Consider the following 24,118-nt stretch of genomic DNA (forward strand, 5'->3'; position numbering starts at 1 on the left):
TGAACAAGATTATAACAAGTGAGCTGGTTGAGATTGAAACAATCGATACCAAGGAACTTAGTTAAGGATAAAGAGAGCCTTAAAAAACATCTCTTGCTAAAGACGAGTGAAAATTCTAAGGAATGAGTAAGGAGTCTAATATGGAGAGTTTGATCCTGGCTCAGGATGAACGCTGGCGGTATGCCTAACACATGCAAGTCGAACGAAGCCTTCGGGCTTAGTGGCGGACGGGTGAGTAACGCGTGAGAATCTGCCTTCAGGACGGGGACAACAGTTGGAAACGACTGCTAATACCCGATATGCCGAGAGGTGAAATCTTTTTTGGCCTGAAGATGAGCTCGCGTCTGATTAGCTAGTTGGTGGTGTAAGGGACCACCAAGGCGACGATCAGTAGCTGGTCTGAGAGGATGAGCAGCCACACTGGGACTGAGACACGGCCCAGACTCCTACGGGAGGCAGCAGTGGGGAATTTTCCGCAATGGGCGAAAGCCTGACGGAGCAATACCGCGTGAGGGAGGAAGGTCTTTGGATTGTAAACCTCTTTTCTCAGGGAAGAATATTGACGGTACCTGAGGAATAAGCACCGGCTAACTCCGTGCCAGCAGCCGCGGTAATACGGAGGGTGCAAGCGTTATCCGGAATTATTGGGCGTAAAGAGTCCGTAGGTGGTCATGCAAGTCTGCTGTCAAAGCCCACAGCTTAACTGTGGATCGGCGGTGGAAACTGTGTGACTTGAGTACGGTAGGGGTAGAGGGAATTCCCAGTGTAGCGGTGAAATGCGTAGATATTGGGAAGAACACCGGTGGCGAAAGCGCTCTACTGGACCGTAACTGACACTGAGGGACGAAAGCTAAGGTAGCGAAAGGGATTAGATACCCCTGTAGTCTTAGCCGTAAACGATGGATACTAGGCGTTGTCTGTATCGACCCGGACAGTGCCGAAGCTAACGCGTTAAGTATCCCGCCTGGGGAGTACGCACGCAAGTGTGAAACTCAAAGGAATTGACGGGGGCCCGCACAAGCGGTGGAGTATGTGGTTTAATTCGATGCAACGCGAAGAACCTTACCAAGATTTGACATCCCGTGAATCTTGCAGAGATGCGAGAGTGCCTTCGGGAGCACGGAGACAGGTGGTGCATGGCTGTCGTCAGCTCGTGTCGTGAGATGTTGGGTTAAGTCCCGCAACGAGCGCAACCCTCGTCCTTAGTTGCCAGCATTAAGTTGGGCACTCTAGGGAGACTGCCGGGGACAACTCGGAGGAAGGTGGGGATGACGTCAAGTCATCATGCCCCTTACATTTTGGGCTACACACGTACTACAATGGTCGGGACAAAGGGCAGCAACCCCGCGAGGGCAAGCGAATCTCATCAAACCCGGCCTCAGTTCAGATTGCAGGCTGCAACTCGCCTGCATGAAGGAGGAATCGCTAGTAATCGCAGGTCAGCATACTGCGGTGAATCCGTTCCCGGGCCTTGTACACACCGCCCGTCACACCATGGAAGCTGGCAACGCCCGAAGTCGTTACTCTAACCGTTCGCGGAGGAGGGCGCCGAAGGCAGTGCTAGTGACTGGGGTGAAGTCGTAACAAGGTAGCCGTACCGGAAGGTGTGGCTGGATCACCTCCTTTTAGGGAGACCTAACCTACTGAAGTTTGAAAGCAATCAGCAAATAGAACGCAGTAAGGTCATCTCGAAGGTCGTGCGAGGGGGAGAAACGGGAGTCACTTTCAAATTTAGGTTCGTGGACATGGGCTATTAGCTCAGGTGGTTAGAGCGCACCCCTGATAAGGGTGAGGTCCCTGGTTCAAGTCCAGGATGGCCCACTTATCAACCGTTGATAATCATCAATTGTTGATATCAATGGGGGTATAGCTCAGTTGGTAGAGCGCCTGCTTTGCAAGCAGGATGTCAGCGGTTCGAGTCCGCTTACCTCCACCAAAACCACGAAATAATGAAACGAACTCAGCATCAACACCATAGTCTAAGAAAAAGACAAAAGATGTTGTTGAATGCTGGAAGAGATTTCAGCAAAGCACCTTGAAAACTGCACAAAAAAATATTAGATAGTCGAAATAATAGCTAGGTAGGAAAGTACGAAAGTACAAACAATCCAAAAATAGCCAAGAGTCTGACCTCGAAAAAAGGTCAAGCTACAAAGGGCTAACGGTGGATACCTAGGCACACAGAGGCGATGAAGGACGTGGTTACCGACGATATACTCCGGGGAGCTGGAAGCAAGCATTGAGCCGGAGGTTTCCGAATGGGGCAACCCTAAATACAGCCATCTGAATATATAGGATGGTATGAGCCAACTCAGCGAATTGAAACATCTTATTAGCTGAAGGAAGAGAAAGAAAAATCGATTCCCTTAGTAGCGGCGAGCGAAGCGGGAAGAGCCTAAACCAACTGCTTAGGCGGTTGGGGTTGTGGGACAGTGATGTGGACTATAGAGGTTAGACGAAGTAGTTGAAAGCTACACCAAAGAAGGTGAAAGTCCTGTAGTCGAAAATCAAAGTAGCCTAACTGTATCCCGAGTAGGCCGGAGCACGTGAAATTCCGGTTGAATCAGCGAGGACCACCTCGTAAGGCTAAATACTACTGTGTGACCGATAGTGTAAAAGTACCGCGAGGGAAAGGTGAAAAGAACCCGGGAGGGGAGTGAAATAGAACATGAAACCGTTAGCCTACAAGCAATGGGAGGACGATTTAACGTCTGACCGTGTGCCTGTTGAAGAATGAGCCGGCGACTTACAGGCTGTGGCAGGTTAAGGTGAAAAGCCGAAGCCAAAGTGAAAACGAGTCTGAAAAGGGCGTTAGTCACAGTTTGTAGACCCGAACCCGGGTGATCTAACCATGGCCAGGATGAAGCTTGGGTAATACCAAGTGGAGGTCCGAACCGACTTCTGTTGAAAAAGGAGCGGATGAGCTGTGGTTAGGGGTGAAATGCCAATCGAACCCGGAGCTAGCTGGTTCTCCCCGAAATGTGTTTAGGCGCAGCGGTTGGTTTCCTTGCATGGGGGTAAAGCACTGTTTCGCTGCGGGCTGCGAGAGCGGTACCAAAGTGAGACAAACTAAGAATACCATGTAAAATTCAGCCAGTAAGACGGTGGGGGATAAGCTTCATCGTCGAGAGGGAAACAGCCCAGACCGCCAGCTAAGGTCCCAAAATACTTGCTAAGTGATAAAGGAGGTGGGAGTGCATAGACAACCAGGAGGTTTGCCTAGAAGCAGCAATCCTTGAAAGAGTGCGTAATAGCTCACTGGTCAAGCGCTCCTGCGCCGAAAATGAACGGGGCTAAGCAAGTTACCGAAGCTGCGGACTCGAAAGAGTGGTAGGGGAGCGTTCTATATGGTGTGAAGCATTAGCGGTGAGCAGATGTGGACTGTATAGAAGTGAGAATGTCGGCTTAAGTAGCGAAAATATGTGTGAGAATCACATACCCCGAAACCCTAAGGGTTCCTCCGGAAGGCTCGTCCGCGGAGGGTTAGTCGGGACCTAAGGCGAGGCCGAAAGGCGTAGTCGATGGACATGAGGTTAATATTCCTCAACTCCTGTGTGGGAGCATAACTATGACGCATGAAAGATAGCTACACCCTGAATGGATTGGGAGGAGACTACGGTCTCCGCGTAGTAAAGGATAGTGCCTAGAAAAGCTAGTTATGTGTTGAAAGCACAGGACCCGTACCCGAAACCGACACAGGTAGGGTGGTAGAGTATACCGAGGGGCGCGAGGTAACTCTCTCTAAGGAACTCGGCAAAATTGCTCCGTAACTTTGGGAGAAGGAGTGCCAGCGAGAGCTGGTCGCAGTGAAGAGGCCCAGGCGACTGTTTACCAAAAACACAGGTCTCTGCAAACTCGTAAGAGGACGTATAGGGGCTGACGCCTGCCCAGTGCCGGAAGGTTAAGGAAGTTGGTTAGCTTAGGCGAAGCTGACGACCGAAGCCCCGGTGAACGGCGGCCGTAACTATAACGGTCCTAAGGTAGCGAAATTCCTTGTCGGGTAAGTTCCGACCCGCACGAAAGGCGTAACGATCTGGGCACTGTCTCGGAGAGAGGCTCGGCGAAATAGGATTGTCTGTGAAGATACGGACTACCTGCACCTGGACAGAAAGACCCTATGAAGCTTTACTGTAGCTTGGTATTGGGTTCGGGCTTTGTTTGCGCAGGATAGGTGGGAGACGTTGAGATTACTCTTGTGGGAGTAATGGAGTCACTGGTGAGATACCACTCTAACAAGGCTAGAATTCTAACTTTAAACCGTGAAGCCGGTGAAAGGACAGTATCAGGTGGGCAGTTTGACTGGGGCGGTCGCCTCCTAAATGATAACGGAGGCGCACAAAGGTTCCCTCAGGCTGGTTGGAAATCAGCCATCGAGTGCAAAAGCAGAAGGGAGCTTGACTGCGAGACCTACAAGTCAAGCAGGGACGAAAGTCGGTTTTAGTGATCCGACGGCGCTGCGTGGAAGGGCCGTCGCTCAACGGATAAAAGTTACTCTAGGGATAACAGGCTGATCTCCCCCAAGAGTTCACATCGACGGGGAGGTTTGGCACCTCGATGTCGGCTCATCGCAACCTGGGGCTGAAGTAGGTCCCAAGGGTTGGGCTGTTCGCCCATTAAAGCGGTACGTGAGCTGGGTTCAGAACGTCGTGAGACAGTTCGGTCCATATCCGGTGCAGGCGTAAGAGCATTGAGAGGAGTCTTCCTTAGTACGAGAGGACCGGGAAGGACGCACCGCTGGTGTACCTGTTATCGTGCCAACGGTAAACGCAGGGTAGCCAAGTGCGGAGCGGATAACCGCTGAAAGCATCTAAGTGGGAAGCCCACCTCAAGATGAGTGCTCTCATGGAGTTAATCCAGTAAGGTCACGGGAAGAACACCCGTTAATAGGCATTAGGTGGAAGTGTGGCAACATATGGAGCCGAGATGTCCTAACAGACCGAGGGCTTGTCCTTAAACAGATGGTTAGACTAAGTATTTCGATGAACTAATAAGTATTTTGTGCAGTCTTGAGGGTGTGAGACCACACCACTGCTTGGTGTTTCTAGCATAGTGGAACCACACTGATTCCATCCCGAACTCAGATGTGAAACGCTATAGCGGCGACGATACCTGTGGGGTAGCCTACCGGGAAAATAGCTCAATGCCAAGCTTCTCTCTTTTATGAAAAACTGAATATCTTATTCTTCAACTTTATATTCTAATCAAAGCACTCAATCTTCAGGTTGAGGGCTTTATTTGTCGCGTAGAACTAGAGTGAAGCTGTCATGGTGGAAAGACAGCTTATGATATTTTCTGAGTAACTGCGAGGTCTAAAAAATAAAGCTACTAATCATTCCACTGAGGAGAATAAAGCCAATCGTAACGTTCTCTTCGAAGAGTCGATTGTAGGCTTTGCGGGGAAGATTGGGTTTCCGAATTTTTAGATATTGTTTAAACCAAAGACCGACAGCGATCGCCCAGGCGATACCGTAAATCAAAAGATTAATATTCAATGTTTTGCCTAGAATAGCAAGACAAGTCGCTGTTAAGACAAAGAAAATACCGACGGCTTCGGGGGCAAATTTACCAAAAAAAATAGCGCTAGAATTAATGCCAATTTTTAAATCATCATCCCGGTCGGAGAGAGCGTAGATGGTATCAAAACCTAAAGTCCAGAAAACTGTTGCACCCCATAACAGCCAGGTTGCAGCAGTTAAATTTTGGGTCACAGCACTCCAACTAATGAGAACGGCAAAGCCCCAGGCGATCGCCAAAACAAGTTGCGGTACCGGGAAAAAACGTTTTGCTAGAGGATAAGCAATAATCACGGGCACTGCGGCGACGCATAGCCAAAAACTAAGGGGATTTGTCCAGGGATTGAAATAAAACGCTAACCCAGCGGCACAAAGAAAAAAGGCGATCGCCGTAATAATTCCCACTTTGACCGTGAGAGCTTTAGAAGCGAGGGGACGAACTTTTGTGCGTTCCACTTGGGGATCAATATCCCGGTCCCATAAATCATTCACAACGCAGCCCGCAGCACTGGTTGTAATTGCTCCAAGGATAATCACTAAGACCAGTTTCCAGTCAGGTTTGGCCTCAGCCGCTAAGAAGACGGCCCATAGGGCAGGAATAATTAAAATTAGGCGACCTGCCGGCTTATCCCAGCGTAATAAATAGATAATTTTTTTCCAGGTAGGCTCAGAAACCATAGATGTTCAACGAAGAGATGTCATAAAAAATCAGTAAATCGGAGGTAATCCTTAATAATAGAGAAGTCAGCAAAGATGACAGACATAAATCTATGGCTACTTCCGTCTATCAGCTTAAAACGAATTCCACTCAATTTGCGAATGTCACCCAAGGGGAGGACTGTACCCTAGCAGCGATTGATATCGGCACCAACTCAATTCACATGGTGATTGTCAAAATTCAACCCAGCCTGCCCGCATTTACAATTGTGGCCCGAGAAAAAGATACGGTGCGCCTCGGTCATCGCGATCGCCTCACAGGAAACCTGACGGAAGCCGCCATGGATCGTTCTTTAAATGCCCTCCGCCGTTGTCAGGATCTAGCGACGAGTTTTCAGGTGGATTCTTTAGTAGCGGTGGCAACCAGCGCCGTGCGAGAAGCCCCCAACGGTCGAGAATTTTTACAACGGATTGAAGCAGAACTAGGCCTAGAAGTTGATCTAATCTCCGGCCAAGAAGAAGCACGCCGTATCTACCTCGGCGTTTTATCGGCCGTTGACTTTAACCAACAACCCCATGTCTTAATTGATATTGGGGGCGGTTCGACAGAAATTAGCCTGGTAGAAAGCCATGAAGCACGCTTTCTCAGCAGCACAAAGGTGGGAGCGGTGCGGTTAACCCAAGATTTTGTAAATACTGATCCAATTAGCAACCGAGAATTTGCCGCCCTACAAGCTTATATTCGGGGGATGTTAGAGCGTCCCATTGAAGAACTACAAGAGCATCTTCTGCCGGAAGAACAGGTACAAATGATCGGCACCTCTGGCACCATTGAAACCTTGGCAGCAATGCACGCGATGGCTGATTTGGGGAGCGTGCCGAGTCCTCTCCACGGCTACACGTTCTCGCGTCAAGACTTGGGCAAATTGATCCAACAGATGCGGGAGCTTAATTGTCGGGAGCGCTCAAATTTACCAGGGATGTCCGATAAGCGCGCAGAAATTATCCTGGCAGGGGCAATCATCCTCCAAGAAGCGATGGATTTGTTGCAGCTGAAGAAAATTACCCTCTGTGAACGGGCGTTACGGGAAGGGGTGATCGTTGACTGGATGCTTTCCCATGGTTTGATTGAAAGTCGCCTGCAATATCAAAGTTCGATTCGGGAACGGAGTGTGATGGCGATCGCCAAAAAATATCGCGTTGATTTGGTCGCCAGTAAACGCACTGCCGTATTTTCCCTGAGTCTTTTTGATCAGCTCCAGGGGGGGCTGCACCAATGGGACACCGAAGCGAGGGAAATGCTCTGGGCGGCGGCGATTCTCCATAACTGTGGTCTTTACATTAGCCATGCGGCCCACCATAAACATTCCTACTATCTGATTCGTAATGCAGAGCTCCTCGGTTTCAATGAGACCCAATTAGAAATCGTCGCGAACCTCGCCCGCTACCACCGCAAAAGCAAGCCGAAGAAAAAACACGAAAATTATCAAAATCTCATCCACAAAGAACACCGACAGATGGTGAGTGAGCTGAGTGCGATCATGCGGCTCGCAGTAGCCCTTGACCGACGCCAGGTGGGGGCGATCGCCGAAATTCAGTGTGACTTTGATGCGAAACAACGCCTACTCACCCTCAAGCTGACCCCAACCCATAGGGATGATGCCTGCGAACTAGAGCTCTGGAGTTTAAACTATAACAAGGAGATCTTTGAAGAAGAATTTGCAGTGACCGTGGCCGCCCATCTATGCCCCTAAACTCTTAAAATAGTTAATCCACGTTAATCTTTTCTTAAAATCCCTGTACCAATGGGGCGGCGATCGCCCCTGTGACTAGCCCAGATAGCCCCTTGCTGCTACCCTTTAGAGAAGATTTCGTTTGTTTGACTACACTTTCTAAACTTTAAGAGAACAATTGTGGTTCTGAGTACTCCTAAAGCCGATCCGACCTCTGCTCCCTTTCCGACCCACCATGCTGCTAAGTGGCCGGGCCTGATTAACGCGTATCGCCAATATCTCCCCGTAACCGACAGTACCCCTGTGGTGACCCTCTACGAAGGCAATACTCCCCTGATTCCCATTCCCAGTATTGCCGCAGAAATTGGTCGTGGGGTGCAAGTCTATGCTAAATATGACGGCCTAAATCCCACGGGGAGCTTTAAAGACCGGGGCATGACGATGGCAATTACCAAAGCCAAGGAAGCAGGGGCCGAAGCCGTAATTTGTGCGAGTACTGGTAACACGTCTGCCGCTGCTGCTGCCTATGCTAGGCGGGCAGGTCTACGGGCATTTGTCCTAATTCCCGATGGTTATGTGGCCTTAGGAAAATTAGCCCAGGCTTTGTTATACGGGGCTGAAGTGATCGCCATTGAAGGCAACTTTGATAACGCCCTCAGCATCGTGCGACAAATGTCGGAAAATTACCCTGTAACACTGGTCAATTCTGTGAATCCCTACCGGCTCCAGGGTCAAAAAACCGCAGCATTTGAAGTGGTCGATGCCCTCGGTGAAGCGCCAGATTGGCTTTGTATCCCCGTAGGCAATGCAGGGAATATCACGGCCTATTGGATGGGATTTTGTGAATACCATGAACTAAATAAAGCGACGAAGCTCCCCCGGATGATGGGCTTTCAAGCGTCTGGTGCGGCACCGTTTATCCAGGGAGGGCCTGTCCATAACCCGGAAACCCTGGCAACGGCAATTCGCATTGGTAACCCGGTAAACTGGGACAAAGCCCACGGGGTGCAAGCGGCTAGCCAAGGGGCTTTTAATGCGGTGACCGACGAAGAAATTATCGAGGCTTATCGCAAGCTTGGGGCTAACGAAGGCATTTTCTGTGAACCTGCCAGTGCCGCCTCGGTGGCCGGACTTTTGAAAGTCAAAGATCAAGTGCCAACGGGAGCAACAGTAGTTTGTGTTTTGACGGGTAATGGTTTGAAAGACCCCGATGCGGCGATCGCCCACAGTTTATCAAAAGGGCAAACCGGAATTCCTGCAAATATGGCAGCGGTGGCTAAGGCAATGGGATTCTAGGCTGTAATTCAATCACTTCAACAAAACTGCGCCTGAATCTGCTGAGGATTTGGGCGTTTTTTTCGGCAACGAAGCAACAAGGCCATCATGTTAAGCTTGACTCCTTCTCAAATCGAACAACTCATCACCCACGCCCAGACCTGCTATCCGGAAGAGTGTTGTGGTCTGTTACTGGGGCAAAATAAAATAGTTCGGGAAATCTGGCCGACAGAAAATACTTGGACGCTGGAGTTCAGCCAAGCAATGCCGGAATTGCTCCCCCAAAATCCCCAGTCCCAGTCGCGCCATGACCGCTTTGCGATCGCCCCTGCCGCAATTCTCAAAGCCCAGAAATACGCCCGCGCCCAAGACCTAGCAATCATTGGCATCTACCATTCACACCCTGACCATGCCGCAATTCCCTCTGAATATGACCGGGCGATCGCCTGGGACATTTATTCTTACCTCATTCTCTCTGTCCACCAGCGGCGTGTCGCTGACTATCGCAGTTGGCAACTCGATGGCGATCGCCAATTTCAAGAAGAACCGATCCAGATTCAGCATTTAGATTCTGAATTCTTACAATAGAGCTAACTTTCCCCAGAGGCTTTCCCATGAGACACCAGCGTTGGTCACGTTTTGTGGTTCCCATCTTGTTTTACTTCGGTGCCCGTTTCGTCTTTCAGCAGACAGAACGACCAACCATTTCCTCCACAGCGAATCAGCCGGTCGCCCAACAGGAACAACCCCTCACCCCCCAACCCGTCAAACATCCCAATACCGAAACCATCGAACAGCAGATTCATACCCAAATCAATGCCTATCGAGTCAGTCTGGGCCTAGAACCTTTAACGTTGGACTACCGGATTACAAATGAGTCCCGCAAATACAGTGCCAAAATGGCCTCTGGCGAAGCCAGTTTTTCCCATGATGGTTTTGACGAACGGGCCGCTAGCCTTGAAAAACAAGCTTTAAAATATGCCACTGTTGCCGAAAATCTGGCGCTTCTCCAAGGCTATGATGACCTTGCCACCGTGGCCGTGGAAGGTTGGATTGACAGCCCTGGCCACCACAAAAATATTATTGGCGACTTCGATCTCACGGGCATTGGTGTCGTTAAAAATGAAGAAGGTGTCTACTATTTCACGCAGCTTTTTCTCAAGCGCCGCTAATTACTGCTGACTTCTATCGATTGATCCTGGACATGGTGCGGGTTGTCGAGCAACTGTAATTCCGGTGTCCCTTGGGCAACGTTCAGCTCAAACCAAAACGTGGTACCAATGCCCACTTCACTGATGAGGTGAATCCGACTATTGTGTTTATCAATAATATTTTTCACAATTGATAACCCAAGCCCCGTGCCTTCGAGGGTATGCACACGATTTTCCACCCGGAAGAAACGGTCAAAAATTGCCTCTTGATCCTCTGGATCAATGCCAATCCCTGTATCTGAAATTTCAATGCGCACCCGCTCTGGATCGTGGGGAACAGGATAGGCTCTCACACTGACACAGCCCCCTGCTTGGGTGAATTTGAGTGCATTCCCCACGAGATTTGTCAGTACCTGTAACAACAAATCATAATGACCCAAAATCATCGGTAGATCAGTTGCTAACTCATGGGTCAGGGTGATTTCTTTATCCCGGGCGTTAAGTTGGTGGGTTCTCAGGGTTTGCTCAATGGGTTGGGAAATATCCACTTCATCAAGGCGATAAACACGGGAAGATTCAAGGCGCGATAAATCTAAAACATCATTCACCAGACGGGTAAGGCGATCGGTCTCGTTATTGGCGGTTTCGAGGAAATCTTGCCGCTGCTGTTCTGTCAAATCATCCCCATATTCATGGAGGGTCTCAATAAAGGACTTAATATTAAAGAGTGGGGTGCGTAATTCGTGGGAAACGTTACTGATAAATTGGCTTTTGGCCTTATTGAGCTCCGCTTCTTTGGTGATGTCTTGGACGGTAATCGCAATGCCCCGCACGTTGATTTTGCTCTTGTCTAGCACTTCAGTCAGCAAAATCCGAATTGTTGTGGCTTCTGCCACATTGTCCACCATATCTTCGAGGGTAATTTTGAATTCATTCCCCCGAATAATTTCTTCGGCATTGCCTTGGACAGCATGGTGCTCAATCAGGAAGTCTGAATCTAGGTTTTCACCTGCGGCAATTTGGTGGAGTGGGCGGGTAATTTGGGTGGTGACAGAAGCGGGTAAGTGGTGCAGGACAGTGGTGCCAATGATTGATTTTTCGTCCCAGTGAAAAATCTTGCGGGCCGTTGGGTTGGCCAAAATAATTTTTAAGTCTGTGTCGAGGAGGATGGCACCGTCGGCAATGGTGGTGACGAGGGTTTCGAGCTTGGCTTTTTCAGAGGTGAGTTCTTCGATATTTTGCTCTTCGTAGCTAGCAAGTCGTTCGGCCATTTCGTTGAAGTTTACGATCAGTTCTCCAAGTTCCCCACCGAAGGGAAGATCGATCCGTTGCTCGAAATTTCCGGCGGCAATATTTTTCACGCCATCGAGGAGTTCTTTAATGGGGCGCGTAATGGTCAGGGCGTTAAAAACACCACCAAGGATGACCATGACCCAAATAAAGACAAACACGGCAAGGGTGACATCCCGCGTCAGATTAGAAGAAGCAACAACGGTGGCATTGGGATTGATGCCCACCACAAGAATGCCTAGGTATTCGTCATTTTGGTGGAGGGGTACGAAGACATCTGTAATTTCGCCGTTGGGGGTTAAATGTTGCTTGGCAACGGGGAAAAATCCGGCGGGATTGTAATCATCTGGTGGGGTAATGCGCCGTTCGATGGTGAGGCTGTTTTGGACTTCGGCTTCGGAGTAGGGAATACCGTAGACAATTTTGCCGTTGGGGTCGGCATAGATGAGGTAGCGGACGTTTTCGGTGCTGTTGTAAAAGCGATTGGTGAAGAGGGCGAGGTCAGAAAGATTGTGGTCGGCGACAAGGGGCGCGACGTTTGCTGCCAGTAAAAGGCCCAGATCGCTGCCGAAACGGGTGTCATTCAGGCGGGCATCTTGCTGGATTGAGTTCACCGCCCAAAAGGTAAAACCACTCATCAGCAGGGACACGGCGAGGGTGGCTGCAGCCATCAGTTTGGTCTGCAATGTGAATTCTGACCACCAGCGGGAAAGGATATTGCGGAGTTTGGTGATGAGGGTTAGCAAGGTGTTTTCGGGGGTGAACTTACCAGATCAAGTTTGCTTTATTAAATACAATGTAACGTTTTGTTGCAAGTTACGCTTTTTTGAGGCGATGGCCAATGTCGCGACGATAGTACATTCCTGGGAACTGAACCTTGGGAACGGCCTGGTATACGTTGGCGATCGCCTGCTCAAAACTGTGACCACGGCAAACAATGCCAAGGACACGACCCCCATTGGTGACGAGGGTATCTCCTTCTAATTTAGTCCCTGCATGGAAAACTGTCGCACCTAGAGCTTCAGCTGCTTGGATACCTGTGATAATCTTGCCCTTTTCATAGGCACCGGGATAGCCTGCCGCCGCCGCCACGACGCAAACTGCACTACCGTCATACCACTGCAAAGGAGGCAGTTCAGCCAGGGTTTGATTAATGCAGGCGAGCATAATCTCATCGAGGGGTGTTTCGAGGAGGGGTAAAACCGCCTGGGTTTCTGGATCGCCAAAGCGACAGTTAAATTCCAGCACCTTAACCTCGCCATCTGGTGCAACCATGAGACCTGCGTAGAGAATCCCCCGGTAATCAATGCCGCGATTTTGTAAAGTTTTGAGAGTGGCCTCCAGAACATCGGTTTGGACTTGGGCCATGATTTCGGTGGTGGCGATGGGCGTTGGGGCGTAAACCCCCATGCCCCCGGTATTTTCCCCGGTATCTCCTTCGCCAATTTGTTTGTGGTCTTGGGAGGGCAGCAAGGGGCGGATCGTCTTCCCATCGGTGAGGGCGAGGACAGAGACTTCCTGACCCACGAGAAATTCTTCGACGACCAAGGTTTTGTACCCTTCGGCCCAGAGGCGATCAACGGCGTTTAAGGCTTCTTCTAAGGTTTCCGCGACGATCACCCCTTTTCCAGCAGCGAGACTATCGGCTTTGACAACGATGGGGGCGCCTTGGGTTTTGATGTAGTCCTTTGCGGCTTGGGGATTGTTAAAAGTGCCAGCGGCGGCGGTGGGAACCCCTGCTTCGTTCATTAAGTCCTTGGCCCAAGCTTTACTGGCTTCAATGATTGCGCCATCTTTTTTCGGGCCGAATACGGAAATCTTGCGTTCTGAGAGAAAATCAGCGAGGCCGAGGGAAAGGGGGACTTCTGGGCCGACGGCAACAAAGGCAATGTCGTGGTCAGAGCAGGCTTGGGCAATCCCCGCAAAGTCATCCACGGCAATAGGTAGATTTTGGCAATTTTCTAACAGAGCGGTGCCGCCATTACCGGGGGTACAAACGACTTTCTGGACGTTGGGAGATTGGAGCAGTTTCCAGGCGATCGCATGCTCTCTGCCGCCGTTACCCACCACGAGTACATTCATTGTTACTAATTCAACCTTTGTTAATTGATCAATCTTTTATTCTATCGGAAGAGATTCCCCCATTGGAGGCTATGGTAAAGTTCTGGCAATGGTGAGGGCAGACAAAATGAACTTTGGCAAAATATTTTTGGGTTAGCCCAGTGATAGATCATAAAAGTGACCGTCAAAGATTTTTTAAAAAGCATTTTTTATCGGGCATAAGTCTCGTCATTTGTGCGGTGGCAGTGGGGGTGATTTGGCAGGAATTTCGACGTATTGATTGGCCCCTTGTCTGGGAAAATTTGAATCACCTTTCTGGAGCTCAGTTAGGACTAGCAAGCTTTTTTGTGGTGTGTAGTTATGGGGCGATCGCCAATTATGATCTTTTGGCATTTCGATATCTCCAAAAAACTTTAGATACCTATAAAATCGCCTTTACAGGGTTGATCACCTATGCCATTAGTCCAAACGTGGGTTTTGCGTTTCTGTCGGGGAGTATGTTGCGCTATCGCCTCTATCGTCAGTGGCAAGTGTCCCATTTAGAAATTGCTCAGGTTATTGCCTTTACCAATTTAAGTTTGTGGGTCGGGTTATTGCCCATTAGTGGCATTATTTTTACGATTTTTAAGTTTCCCCTACCAACGGGGATTCAATTGCCTTTTTTTGCAAAATCATTACAGGGATTTGGGATTCTTTGTTTAGGAATTAGTGCTTTATATGTGCTGGGTTCTTGGGTATTTAAAAAGCCATTGCAGTGGCGTAATTATCAGTTTAAATTTCCTTCATTAAAACTTTCTCTTCAGCAGGTTCTTGTATTTAGTTTGGATTGGGGATTTGCCGCTCTAGCACTGCATTCTCTGTTAGCGCCACCCTTCAATTATCCTGTTTTTTTCGGAGTTTATGTACTAGCGATGGTCGCCGGCTTAGTGAGTACAATTCCCGGTGGTTTGGGGATTTTCGAGACGGTGATTCTCTTTTTCTTGCAAGACACCCAGCCAGAGGAGGTCATTTTAGCCACCTTAATTGTTTTTCGGGGTCTGTACTATTTATTGCCCTTTGCGATCGCCGTTGCTGCTTTACTATTGTTTGAATATCGCCAAACCCGTAAACCTAAGCAGTTCTAGGTAGGGAATCTGGTACTGCCCAGGCAGCTAGGTCTAAATTTTGGGTAAAAATCTCGTCAATGGGTAGTAGTTCTCCCGTGGTGGTAAGGAATTTATGGTCTGGGGTCGCCCGAATCATTTGGCCATTTTCCAGTTCATATTCATACAAAAGGCGATCGCCCCGTTGGTGCCACTGCTCGATAGGTTGGGTATAGATCAAGCCCTGGGCATCAACACTGTACACATGGCAGAGCAATTCCTGTTCCACAATGGTCTGGATTGGCAGTACCCCATATTCCACCGTAACAACAGGTGTGTCCCCGGCGAGGCAATATTCCGCAAATTTCACCATCTGGTCGAACAAATCCCTGGCGATCGCCTCCGAAACCCCATTGGTCGCCGCCCCCTCCACGAACTTGGCCTCGTGTTTTTTCATTTCGTCAATTTTCTTTTTCCCCATCGCCCGCCGCAGCAGATCCGCTTCCCCGAGGGAATAGCCTGCCAAATCCTGGGCCATTTTCATAATTTGTTCTTGGTAAACCAACACCCCATAGGTTTCATTCAAAATTGACTGCAAAAGCTCGTGTTGATATTCGATTTTTTCGACGCCGTGTTTGCGGTTAATAAAAATCGGAATTAAGCCCGCATCCAAGGGGCCAGGTCGGTAAAGGGCAAGAACAGAGGAAATGTCCTCAATGCCAGAAGGGCGCAAATCCTGGACAATTTTTTTCATGCCGTCGGATTCTAGCTGGAAAATCCCCTCTAGATCCCCCCGACCAAACAGATCATGGGTTTTATCAATATCACCCGGTAACTTTTTCGCATGGCCTTTACTAATAATTTCTAGGGCCTTGCGTTCATCGAGGGGCAACTGATCGAGATCCAGTTCTACGTGGCGATATTCCTTGATCAAATCCGCCGCTTTTTTGATGGTAGTGAGATTTTTTAGGCCGAGAAAATCCATTTTCAGCAGCCCCATTGCCTCCACATCTTCCATGTAATATTGGGTGATCACCGCCCCTTCATTGTTACGCTGGAGTGGTACCGCTTCATCTAGGGGCGTTGAAGAAATCACCACCCCGGCGGCATGGACGCCAAAGGTTTTGTTCGTGCCCTCGATGCGGATCGCCATATCGACCCAGCGGCGCACCTGGGGATCGGTTTCGTAGCGACGTTTAAACTCTGGTTCTGGCGTATCGTCGGAGATCATCACCTTCAGCTTTGCCGGTTTGCCCCGGGCCACGGGGATCATTTTTGCCATCATGTCCGCTTCTCCGTAGGAAATATCCAGCACCCGTGCCACATCTTTGAGCACGGCTTTGGAGGTCATGCGGTTAAAAGTAATAATTTGTGCGACCCGGTCTTCACCATATTTTTCGGTGACATATTTGATCATTTCGTCCCGCCGCTCGATACAAAAATCCGTATCAACGTCCGGCATGGATTTTCGTTCGGGGTTGAGGAACCGCTCGAACAGCAGACTGTGGTGAATTGGGTCGATATTCGTAATGCCGAGGGAGTAGGCCACGAGGGAACCAGCCGCAGAACCCCGCCCTGGCCCGACGGGAATATCATTGTCCCTGGCATATTTCACGTAATCCCATACCACGAGGAAGTACGTGGAAAATCCCATCTGCTGCATCATTTGCAGTTCGTATTCGAGGCGTTCTTTGTAGGTGGGATCGACTTCGGCCTGGGTTTTGCATTTGAGTCGTTTGAGGAGTCCGTCCCAGGTGACTGCCTCGAGGTAACTGTCAGCGGTGTGTCCCTCGGGGACGGGGTAATCGGGAATGCGGGGTTCCCCTAGGATTTTGTAAGGTTCGACCTTGGCGGCAACTTCGAGGGTATTGGCGATCGCCTGGTCAATAATCCCTGGGTCGAGGTGATCCCGAAAGAGTTTACGCATCTCATCGGCGGATTTGAGATATTCGGTGCCGCTGTAGCGGAGGCGCTTATCTTCGGTGATTAATTTTGCGGTCTGGATACATAGGAGGGCATCGTGGGCTTCCACGTCGTAGCAAGAAATGAAGTGGGAGTCGTTGGTGGCGATGATTTTAATGTCGAGTTCCTGGGCAATTTTGACGATCTCCACATTGACGATGCGGTCTTCCTGGGAGCCATGGTCTTGGATTTCGAGGTAATAGTCATCGCCAAAAATATTTTTGTACCACTTCGCCACTTCCCGCGCCCGTTGATATTCGCCCTTGAGGATACATTGGGGCACTTCCCCACCGAGACAGGCACTGGTCATAATCAGCCCTTCGTGGTGTTGCTCAATGAGTTCTTTGTTAATGCAGGGGCGGGCGAAAATCCCTTTACCTTGAAAGCCCTTGAGGTGCGAAATGGTGGTCAGTTTCACCAGATTTTTGTAGCCCTGGGTATTTTTCGCCAGAACGACCTGATGGTACTTCTTAAAGCGTTGGGTTTTGTCTTCGATGTCGCCGTTGATCACGTACATTTCGTTGCCAATGATCGGCTTGATCCGCTTATTGCGACAGGTTTTGAGCAGTTCAATCGCCCCGTACATCACCCCATGATCCGTTAAGGCGATCGCCGGCATTTTCAGTTCTTCAGCCCGTTTAATGAGGGGTTTAATCTGGGAAGCGCCATCGAGCAAACTGTAATCACTGTGGATGTGGAGACCGACAAAAGACATGGGAGGAGGCGACTCAAAATGAATAATGCACCTCCTATCTTACGGGAGTTTTTCTATGAATCTTCACCTTGCGGGGCTAGACGCAATAGTTGTCCCGAATTTGCATCCGTCAAAACATAGAGGTAACCGTCGGGGCCTTGGCGCACATCCCGCACCCGTTGGCCAATGGGAATCCGCGACTCGGCGATCACATTTCCCCGTTCGTCAACTTCTAAGCGGCGAATATCCCGGGAAACCAGCCCCCCTGCAAATAAATTCCCTTGCCAATCTAAAAGGCGATCGCCTGTATAAATCGCTAACCCAGAAGGGGCGATCGAAGGTGTCCAAACCCGCTGGGGATCCGTAATTCCTGGGGCTGTCGTTGCGGGAGCCACGGGTCGCCCCGTCGCATATTCCGCACTAAAGGAAACCTTGGGCCAACCGTAATTGGCTTCTGCCTGGATTACATTCACTTCATCACCGCCCCTAGAGCCATGTTCCGTCGCCCAAACCCGTTGAGTCATTGGGTCAAAGGCCAGTCCCTGAATATTGCGGTGGCCGTAGCTCCAAATTTCCGGTAAAGCACCCGGCTCATCTACAAAGGGATTATCGTCAGGAATTGAGCCATCATCGTTAATGCGAACCACCTTCCCCAGATGGCTATCGAGGTTTTGGGCCTGGTTGCGGATAAACTCGCCATCCTGCTCTAGGGGCGGATTTCCACCATCACCGATAGAAATCAGTAAGGTTTGATCCGGGAGCCAAGTCAGCCGAGAACCGAAATGCTGTCCCCCTTGTTTAGTGCGCGCCACCTGAAAAATCACTTCCCAATCCGTCAATTTTTCCCCGTCAAATTTGGCCCGGGCGACCCTTGTGCGGTTTGCATCCTGGGTGCCAAAGGCATAGGTAAAGTAAACCCAATTGTTTTGTTCAAAGTCTGGATGAAGGGCAATATCTAACAATCCCCCCTGCCTCGAAGCAAACAGTTGTTGGGCTTCAGCGGCGGAGACTTTTGCAACCCCGGCGATCGCCTCTGGTTCTAACACCCCATCCCGCACCAGGCGCAACCGTCCCGGCCGCTCTGTGATCAACATATCCCCATTGGGTAACCACGCAACCCCCCAGGGACGTTCCAAACCTTCAACAATTGGCGTCACTGTCACGGCATCCACCGCTAAATCCTCCGCCTGGGGACTCATGAGCGTCGGCGTTGCTTCGGCTAGAGGTGAAGTTTCATCGGGCATCGACACGGATTGGGACGAACAACCCACCAGAGGCAAGGCACTCCACCATAGGGCCGTCAGTAGCAGCTTAAGTCGAGTGTTCATGGGTAATAGATACTCCGCGAGAAATATCCCTAGGGTAGATCATCACTCTGATTTTTGGCTGGCGGCCTCTTCCTTCCAACGCTTGAGGGGAACACAGTCAATCTCAAACTGATCCAAGGCCCTAGCGACGACAAAATCTACCAGATCATGAATCGTTTGTGGTTGGTGATACCAAGCCGGAATCGCTGGGACAATTTTTACGCCCACCTCAGCCAGTTGGGTCAAATTCCGCAAGTGAATCAAACTAAAAGGTGTTTCCCTGGGGACAATGACCACTTTACGACCTTCTTTAATAGAGACATCTGCCGCCCGTTCAAGGAGATCAGAACTGAGGCCATTGGCAATTTTTGCAACTGTGCTCATACTGCAGGGAATCACTAGCATTCCTTTGGTGCGGTAGGAACCACTGGCAATGCCTGCTCCTACATCACCCCAGCGGTGACAGCGCAAAATGCCTTTTTTGGGAACCCCTGCCTGGTCACGCCAAAACTTAGCTTGGTGATCGGGATCAGCGGGCATAGTAATGCCATTTTCGGCTTGCCACACCATAAAGGATGCTTTTGAGGCGACGACATCCACCGTCAAGTTGGCTTCAAGCAAATATTTGAGCGTCCGCACCGCATAGATAAGCCCCGATGCACCACTGATACCTACCGTGAGGGGTCGATCCATAGAAAATTTTGACTGTAAGGTTTGTAAAGTTTTTTTAAATCAAACCTTCAAATTCTAACGCTTCGATCATTTGCAGGCCATTGGGATCGCCAATGCGTAGCAGGGCGGCCCGGGCATCTTCTTTCACGCCGACATCTTCATCTTCGACAAGGGCTTCAATGAGGGCATCAACGGCGGTGGCATAGATCACATTGGAGGGCATTTCGCGACAAAGTTGCCCCAACGACCAAGCGCAGTTACTGCGGACGGCGGCCATTTTATCGCGGCGCAACCCCCGGATCAGGGGCGGAATTGCCCGGGAAATGTCTTCGTACTGGAGTTTAGCCACCTGGGCGAGGCTGCTGGCAGCCCATAAACGGACAGCCGAAATATCATTTTGGAGGGCATGGACTAATGGATCAACGGAGCGGCGATCGCCACAATTCCCCAAGGCCCAAACAACCCCTTTGCGTACATAGCCATTCCAGTCTTGTGCAAGCACATCGATGAGAGCCGGTACCGCTGTTTCTGAGGCGTTACGACCAAGGGCATAGGCAGCACTGACACGGGTGAGGGGACAAACATCTCCCTGGAGCAGTTCAATGAGGGGATTTACTGCGCGCGCATCCCGGTGGTCACAAAAATAGCGGGCAGCGATCATGCGTTGGTTTTTATCGGCAGCAGTAAGCATCTGGAGCATCGATTCTGCCGCCATTGCTCCGTCTGGGGTGCCTTCCTGAAGCGGCTGTTCACCCAAGGTTTCGTCAATTAGGTTAAGGTCGTTTGGACTTGGCATAATTAATTACCCTACTACCGTTGTTGTTCTAGGGGCAACTGTTGGGTGGGTAGCGGATCTCTCCGAGATCGCCAACATTATCGCCTCAAAGTCTACTGGAGAGCATTTTCTTTGCAAAGGAATAAAACGGAAACTTTATAATAGAAGGCGATCCCTTCGTTCACCAAAAGAATTATGGCATTAGCACTCACGACCGAAAACGTCGAAGCAACCCTTGATGAATTACGTCCTTACCTCAAAGCCGACGGCGGCAACGTTGAGTTGGTAGAGATTGATGGCCCCGTGGTTAAACTGCGTCTCCAGGGCGCTTGTGGGTCTTGCCCCAGTTCAACCATGACCCTACGGATGGGCATCGAACGGCGTTTACGGGAAAATATTCCGGAAATTGCAGAAGTAGAACAGGTTTTCTAAATCGCTTTTCACTTTCTCTAAAGCTGAAGGGGTTTACCACAGTAAACCCCTTTTTGGTACCTGACGGATCTGTTTGAGATCAACCCGTATTCCGCATTCCGGCGGCGATGCCATTGATGGTTAAAAGGGCGCCCCGCAGGAGTTCTTCTTTGCTGTAGCGGAAGTGAACGATACTGGCTTGGGTTTCCCTGGTGTATTGACGTAGCCGTTTGAGGAGCGAGACTTGCAGGAAACCGAGGGGGACAATGGTGCCATTTCTCAATTGGACAGAACGCTGGAGGGGGCGATCGCCATCGAGGAGGGCTTCATTTTCAGTAATTTCGAGGATTAGCCGCTTCGTGAGGTTGTATTCCTGGGAAATCTGCTCTAGAAGCTTTTCAAACCGGGGAATATCTTCTTTTTCCGCCAGTTCGTGGACATAGTGGCTCGCCATTTGTAAGTCCACCTTGGAAAGGGTCATTTCTACCTTCGAGATCACCATCCGGAAAAAGGGCCATTTACTGTAGAAATAGCGCATTAACTTGAGGTTCTCGACGGGGTCCTCCTCAAAAAAGCCCTGGAGCGCCGTACCCACACCATACCAAGCGGGCACGAGGAAACGGCTTTGGGTCCAGCTAAAGACCCAGGGAATCGCCCGGAGACTGCTCAAATCTTTATTGCCTTTTTTGCGGCGGGCCGGACGGGAACTGATTTGCAGTTGGCTAATTTCTGGAATTGGCGTCACGGACATGAAAAAGTCGAGGAAGTCGGGTTCTTCGTAAATTAACGCCCGGTAAGCCGCCCGCGATCGCTGGGAGAGGTCTTCCATAATCCGGTTCCAGGGCTGAATATCATCAAAGCCACTGGCCAACAAACTCGATTGAATCACCGCCGTAGAGACGCTTTCGAGGTGATACAGAGCCAAATCTGGGAGGGAATATTTAGACGCCAGCACTTCCCCCTGCTCGGTGATTTTAATCCGGCCATTAATGGTGTTCGGCGGTTGGGCTAAAATTGCGGCGTAGGCAGGGCCGCCGCCCCGACCAACGGAACCACCGCGACCATGGAAAATACGGAGGTCAATGCCGTAGGGATCGGCCACTTGTTGGAGATTTTTCTGGGCTTTGTGGATTTCCCAATTACTACTCAGGAAGCCGGAATCTTTGTTGCTGTCGGAATAGCCGAGCATAATTTCCTGGAGATTCGGCACCAGGCGATCGCCAAAGGTTTCATCACAGCGGCCATCGGCGGGGGGTTCATAGCCACCAGCCAAACAAGCGCGATAGAGGGGAATTTCAAACAACGCCTGCATGATTTCCGGGGCGTTACGCAGGTCGTCCACCGTCTCAAAGAGGGGGGCAATGCGGATGGTGGTCATCCCTGTGAGGGGATCATACAAACCCGCTTCCTGGGCCAAGAGCAGCACCTCTAAGACATCACTGACTTCGTTGGTCATGCTGATGATGTAGGTCTGGCAAATGCCGATGCCAAATTCCTGCTGGAGACGACGTAGCACCTGGAGCGTTTGGATCGTCTCGACGGTTCTTTCCGAAAAGTGCATTTCCTTCGGAATCAAGGGACGGCGGGTTTTAAGTTCCTGCACTAGCCAAGCGGTTTTTTCTTCGTCGCTCAGGTCGTTGTAGGATTTGGGCAATACCCCCAGGTAGTCAACAATTTCGGCGATCGCATCGGAGTGGCGCGTTGATTCTTGGCGAAAATCAAGGCGAGTGAGCACAAAGCTAAAAATTTCGACTTGGCAAATGAGTTTATCCAGGGCCGCACAGTTGATTTCCGTCTGTACCAGGCTTTCGCGGATCAGTTTTAGGTCAGCGAGAAACTCCTGGCCACAGATATAAACCTTGTCATCGGCCGCTTCTACTTTGTTTTCCCAGGCGGGCATATTCGCTAGACGGCGGTTGCGCTCCAAGGTATTTTCCAAGCGCCGCTTGATGTAGGCCAACTTGAGGCGGTAGGGTTCTTGGCGGTAGCGAATGGCCAGGGTTTCGTAGATGTCGGGGAAAATATTTTGATCCTGCTCCAACGAATCCAGCAGATCCGGCAGCACATTACTCCAGTGCAACGATAAGCTCAACACATCCGAGAGGGATTCCACCGAGGCGATGTAGCGTTCCAGCACCAAACCCCGTTGATAGCAAGCTGTCTTCCAGGTGACATCAGGGGTAACAGAAGGGTTGCCATCGCGATCGCCCCCGACCCAAGAGCCAAAATTACAAAAATTGGTGGTCGGTACTTTAAGCGTCGGGAAAGACGCTTTTAGGGCCTGTTGGAGCCGTACCGATAATTCTGGCAGGGTGTCAAACAGAACTTCCTCAAAATAATGCAACGCATAATCCACCTCGTCCAACACCTGGGGTTTAAATTGGTGCAGCTCATCGGTGCGCCACCAGAGCCGAATTTCTTCGGTAAGTTGCTGCTGAATATTTTCAATTTCCCAAGAATCGCTCGTCCCCAAGCTTTTCAGCCCTTCTTCTGTTTGATCCAGTTGCCGTAGGATCCCCGCAATCCGCCGCTGTTTATTGCGAATCGTGTGGCGGACAATCTCCGTGGGGTGGGCCGTAAATACCAGTCGAATATCCAACTGATTGAGAAGACGCTGAATTGTCTGGGGCGGCATATTTTGGTGCTTGAGATGGGGAAACAACCAATCAAAGGTGCCGGCTTGGGTGGGGGCAATTTCTGTGTGGACGCTGTTACCGTTGGCTTCGTTGGCATTGGCAGAAGCTAGATTACGACGAAATTGTTGTTGTTCGCGCTGTTCGTAATGTTGCTCGACGCTATTGATCAGCTGGAAATAGAGGGCAAAGGCCCGCGCTGCCCGGATCGCATCTTCTAGATCTAGGGTTTCGATCAGCTCCGAAATACTACTGGGGGAAAAATTGAGGCTTTGGCCATCGGCGGTTCGGGTTGCCCGGAGATGATTGAGCCGTTCGACGAGTTTTTGACCACATTCTTTCTGCAACACCGCCTGCCAAATGTCTTCAACCAGCGTGAGGCGTTGCCGGAGGAGAGATTGGGAAGTGGACAAAAGTTCAGCTTCGGCACTGGGGGGATGCATGACTTGGTTCATGGTACTTAGACGTTTGGGGCTAGGAAAATGGGCTGTCTGCTGTGAAAGAAGATCTTGATGATTGTAAGGGTTAAGGTTCGATCGGGGTAGTGCAGTGGAACACGGAACGGGCGATCGCCTTTGGGGGGTGGCGGTGGCGGTGCGGGCTAATCGGACGTCTCAACATCGGGAAAGGGTAAAGATGGTAGGCGATCGCCCCGGAAAATTTCTTCACTCCAAACCCCCGCCTGTGTTAAGGTCTGGGCAAAATCTTCACCCCAACAGTGGGTCAATAAATAGGCTGGGGCGAATAGCCCAACCAGGAGATTAGAGGGCACAGGTAACTGAACTTTCATCGGGCTACAGACACGACAGGGCATCCCTATCCTACTAGTCTATTTATGGGAGAACAATTCTGGGGACTTTCGTTTATCTTAGGGGTGAATTGTCCCCACCCGGCCACCCTAA

The 24,118-nt window shown here is 50.3% G+C and carries 15 protein-coding genes, 2 tRNA genes and 3 rRNA genes; 11 read left to right on the forward strand and 9 right to left on the reverse strand.

Annotation, left to right across the window (positions count from 1 at the left end; translation table 11 throughout):
• Positions 1 to 137: 137 nt before the first annotated feature.
• From FEK30_RS11170 to rrf, 5 genes are all read left to right on the forward strand, one after another.
• Positions 138 to 1,626, forward strand: a 16S ribosomal RNA gene (locus FEK30_RS11170).
• Positions 1,627 to 1,747: 121 nt separating this feature from the next.
• Positions 1,748 to 1,821 (forward strand) — tRNA-Ile (locus FEK30_RS11175).
• Positions 1,822 to 1,860: 39 nt separating this feature from the next.
• A tRNA-Ala gene (locus tag FEK30_RS11180) sits at positions 1,861 to 1,936 on the forward strand.
• 205 nt (positions 1,937 to 2,141) lie between these two features.
• Positions 2,142 to 4,952 (forward strand): 23S ribosomal RNA (locus FEK30_RS11185).
• A 79-nt stretch (positions 4,953 to 5,031) separates the two neighbouring features.
• Positions 5,032 to 5,149, forward strand: a 5S ribosomal RNA gene (gene rrf / locus FEK30_RS11190).
• Together the 16S, 23S and 5S rRNA genes with 2 tRNA genes alongside form the textbook arrangement of a ribosomal RNA operon.
• Positions 5,150 to 5,309: 160 nt before the next feature.
• Here the strand turns inward: rrf and FEK30_RS11195 are convergent.
• Entirely contained in the window at positions 5,310 to 6,191 is an 882-nt protein-coding gene (locus FEK30_RS11195) for a 4-hydroxybenzoate solanesyltransferase (protein ID WP_012307014.1), read from the reverse strand.
• A 92-nt stretch (positions 6,192 to 6,283) separates the two neighbouring features.
• Here FEK30_RS11195 and FEK30_RS11200 point away from each other — a divergent pair, with 92 nt between their 5' ends.
• The 4 genes from FEK30_RS11200 to FEK30_RS11215 all read left to right on the forward strand — a co-directional run bounded on the left by FEK30_RS11200 (position 6,284) and on the right by FEK30_RS11215 (position 10,350).
• Complete coding sequence (locus tag FEK30_RS11200; RefSeq protein ID WP_138073224.1) at positions 6,284 to 7,924, forward strand: Ppx/GppA phosphatase family protein; 1,641 nt, start codon at positions 6,284 to 6,286, stop codon at positions 7,922 to 7,924.
• A gap of 165 nt (positions 7,925 to 8,089) precedes the next feature.
• Positions 8,090 to 9,199, forward strand: a complete 1,110-nt coding sequence (thrC, locus tag FEK30_RS11205) for a threonine synthase (RefSeq protein ID WP_045442698.1) — start codon at positions 8,090 to 8,092, stop codon at positions 9,197 to 9,199.
• Positions 9,200 to 9,286: 87 nt separating this feature from the next.
• A complete protein-coding gene (locus FEK30_RS11210) occupies positions 9,287 to 9,766 on the forward strand; it encodes a M67 family metallopeptidase (protein WP_138073225.1) in 480 nt (159 codons plus the stop codon).
• 26 nt (positions 9,767 to 9,792) lie between these two features.
• Positions 9,793 to 10,350 (forward strand): CAP domain-containing protein, encoded by a 558-nt coding sequence (locus FEK30_RS11215; protein ID WP_138073226.1) that lies wholly within the window; start codon positions 9,793 to 9,795, stop codon positions 10,348 to 10,350.
• Here the strand turns inward: FEK30_RS11215 and nblS are convergent.
• Both nblS and purD read right to left on the reverse strand, forming a co-directional pair.
• Entirely contained in the window at positions 10,347 to 12,365 is a 2,019-nt protein-coding gene (gene nblS, locus FEK30_RS11220; protein WP_012307019.1) for a two-component system sensor histidine kinase NblS, read from the reverse strand. The two genes, FEK30_RS11215 and nblS, sit on opposite strands and share 4 nt — an antisense overlap.
• A 70-nt stretch (positions 12,366 to 12,435) precedes the next feature.
• Positions 12,436 to 13,701 (reverse strand): phosphoribosylamine--glycine ligase, encoded by a 1,266-nt coding sequence (gene purD, locus FEK30_RS11225; RefSeq protein ID WP_030007214.1) that lies wholly within the window; start codon positions 13,699 to 13,701, stop codon positions 12,436 to 12,438.
• A gap of 140 nt (positions 13,702 to 13,841) precedes the next feature.
• Between purD and FEK30_RS11230 the strand changes: the two genes are divergently transcribed.
• Entirely contained in the window at positions 13,842 to 14,804 is a 963-nt protein-coding gene (locus tag FEK30_RS11230) for a putative bifunctional lysylphosphatidylglycerol flippase/synthetase (RefSeq protein ID WP_138073227.1), read from the forward strand.
• Here the strand turns inward: FEK30_RS11230 and FEK30_RS11235 are convergent.
• From FEK30_RS11235 to FEK30_RS11250, 4 genes are all read right to left on the reverse strand, one after another.
• On the reverse strand, positions 14,791 to 17,439 hold the full coding sequence (locus FEK30_RS11235; protein ID WP_138073228.1) for a DNA polymerase III subunit alpha: 2,649 nt from the start codon (positions 17,437 to 17,439) through the stop codon (positions 14,791 to 14,793). The genes FEK30_RS11230 and FEK30_RS11235 overlap by 14 nt on opposite strands.
• Positions 17,440 to 17,492: 53 nt before the next feature.
• Positions 17,493 to 18,617 (reverse strand): PQQ-dependent sugar dehydrogenase, encoded by a 1,125-nt coding sequence (locus FEK30_RS11240; protein ID WP_255448022.1) that lies wholly within the window; start codon positions 18,615 to 18,617, stop codon positions 17,493 to 17,495.
• 171 nt (positions 18,618 to 18,788) lie between these two features.
• The gene (locus FEK30_RS11245) at positions 18,789 to 19,418 is read right to left on the reverse strand and encodes a flavin prenyltransferase UbiX (protein WP_138073230.1); all 630 of its coding nucleotides are present in this window, start codon (positions 19,416 to 19,418) and stop codon (positions 18,789 to 18,791) included.
• Positions 19,419 to 19,452: 34 nt separating this feature from the next.
• Entirely contained in the window at positions 19,453 to 20,193 is a 741-nt protein-coding gene (locus FEK30_RS11250; RefSeq protein ID WP_099239252.1) for a HEAT repeat domain-containing protein, read from the reverse strand.
• Between the two features lie 174 nt (positions 20,194 to 20,367).
• Here FEK30_RS11250 and FEK30_RS11255 point away from each other — a divergent pair, with 174 nt between their 5' ends.
• Positions 20,368 to 20,604 carry a NifU family protein gene (locus FEK30_RS11255; RefSeq protein WP_012307027.1) on the forward strand — a complete coding sequence of 79 codons (237 nt, stop codon included), beginning with the start codon at positions 20,368 to 20,370 and terminating at the stop codon, positions 20,602 to 20,604.
• A gap of 79 nt (positions 20,605 to 20,683) precedes the next feature.
• On the opposite strand, the gene ppc is transcribed toward FEK30_RS11255, so the two are convergent.
• Together ppc and FEK30_RS11265 are read right to left on the reverse strand one after the other, a co-directional pair.
• Positions 20,684 to 23,671, reverse strand: coding sequence for a phosphoenolpyruvate carboxylase (gene ppc, locus FEK30_RS11260; RefSeq protein ID WP_138073231.1), 2,988 nt, complete (start codon positions 23,669 to 23,671; stop codon positions 20,684 to 20,686).
• A 146-nt stretch (positions 23,672 to 23,817) separates the two neighbouring features.
• Positions 23,818 to 24,006 (reverse strand): hypothetical protein, encoded by a 189-nt coding sequence (locus FEK30_RS11265; RefSeq protein WP_255447861.1) that lies wholly within the window; start codon positions 24,004 to 24,006, stop codon positions 23,818 to 23,820.
• Between the last annotated feature and the right edge of the window lie 112 nt (positions 24,007 to 24,118).

The sequence above is a fragment of the Picosynechococcus sp. PCC 11901 genome, assembly GCF_005577135.1.
Taxonomy (GTDB): domain Bacteria; phylum Cyanobacteriota; class Cyanobacteriia; order Cyanobacteriales; family MRBY01; genus MRBY01.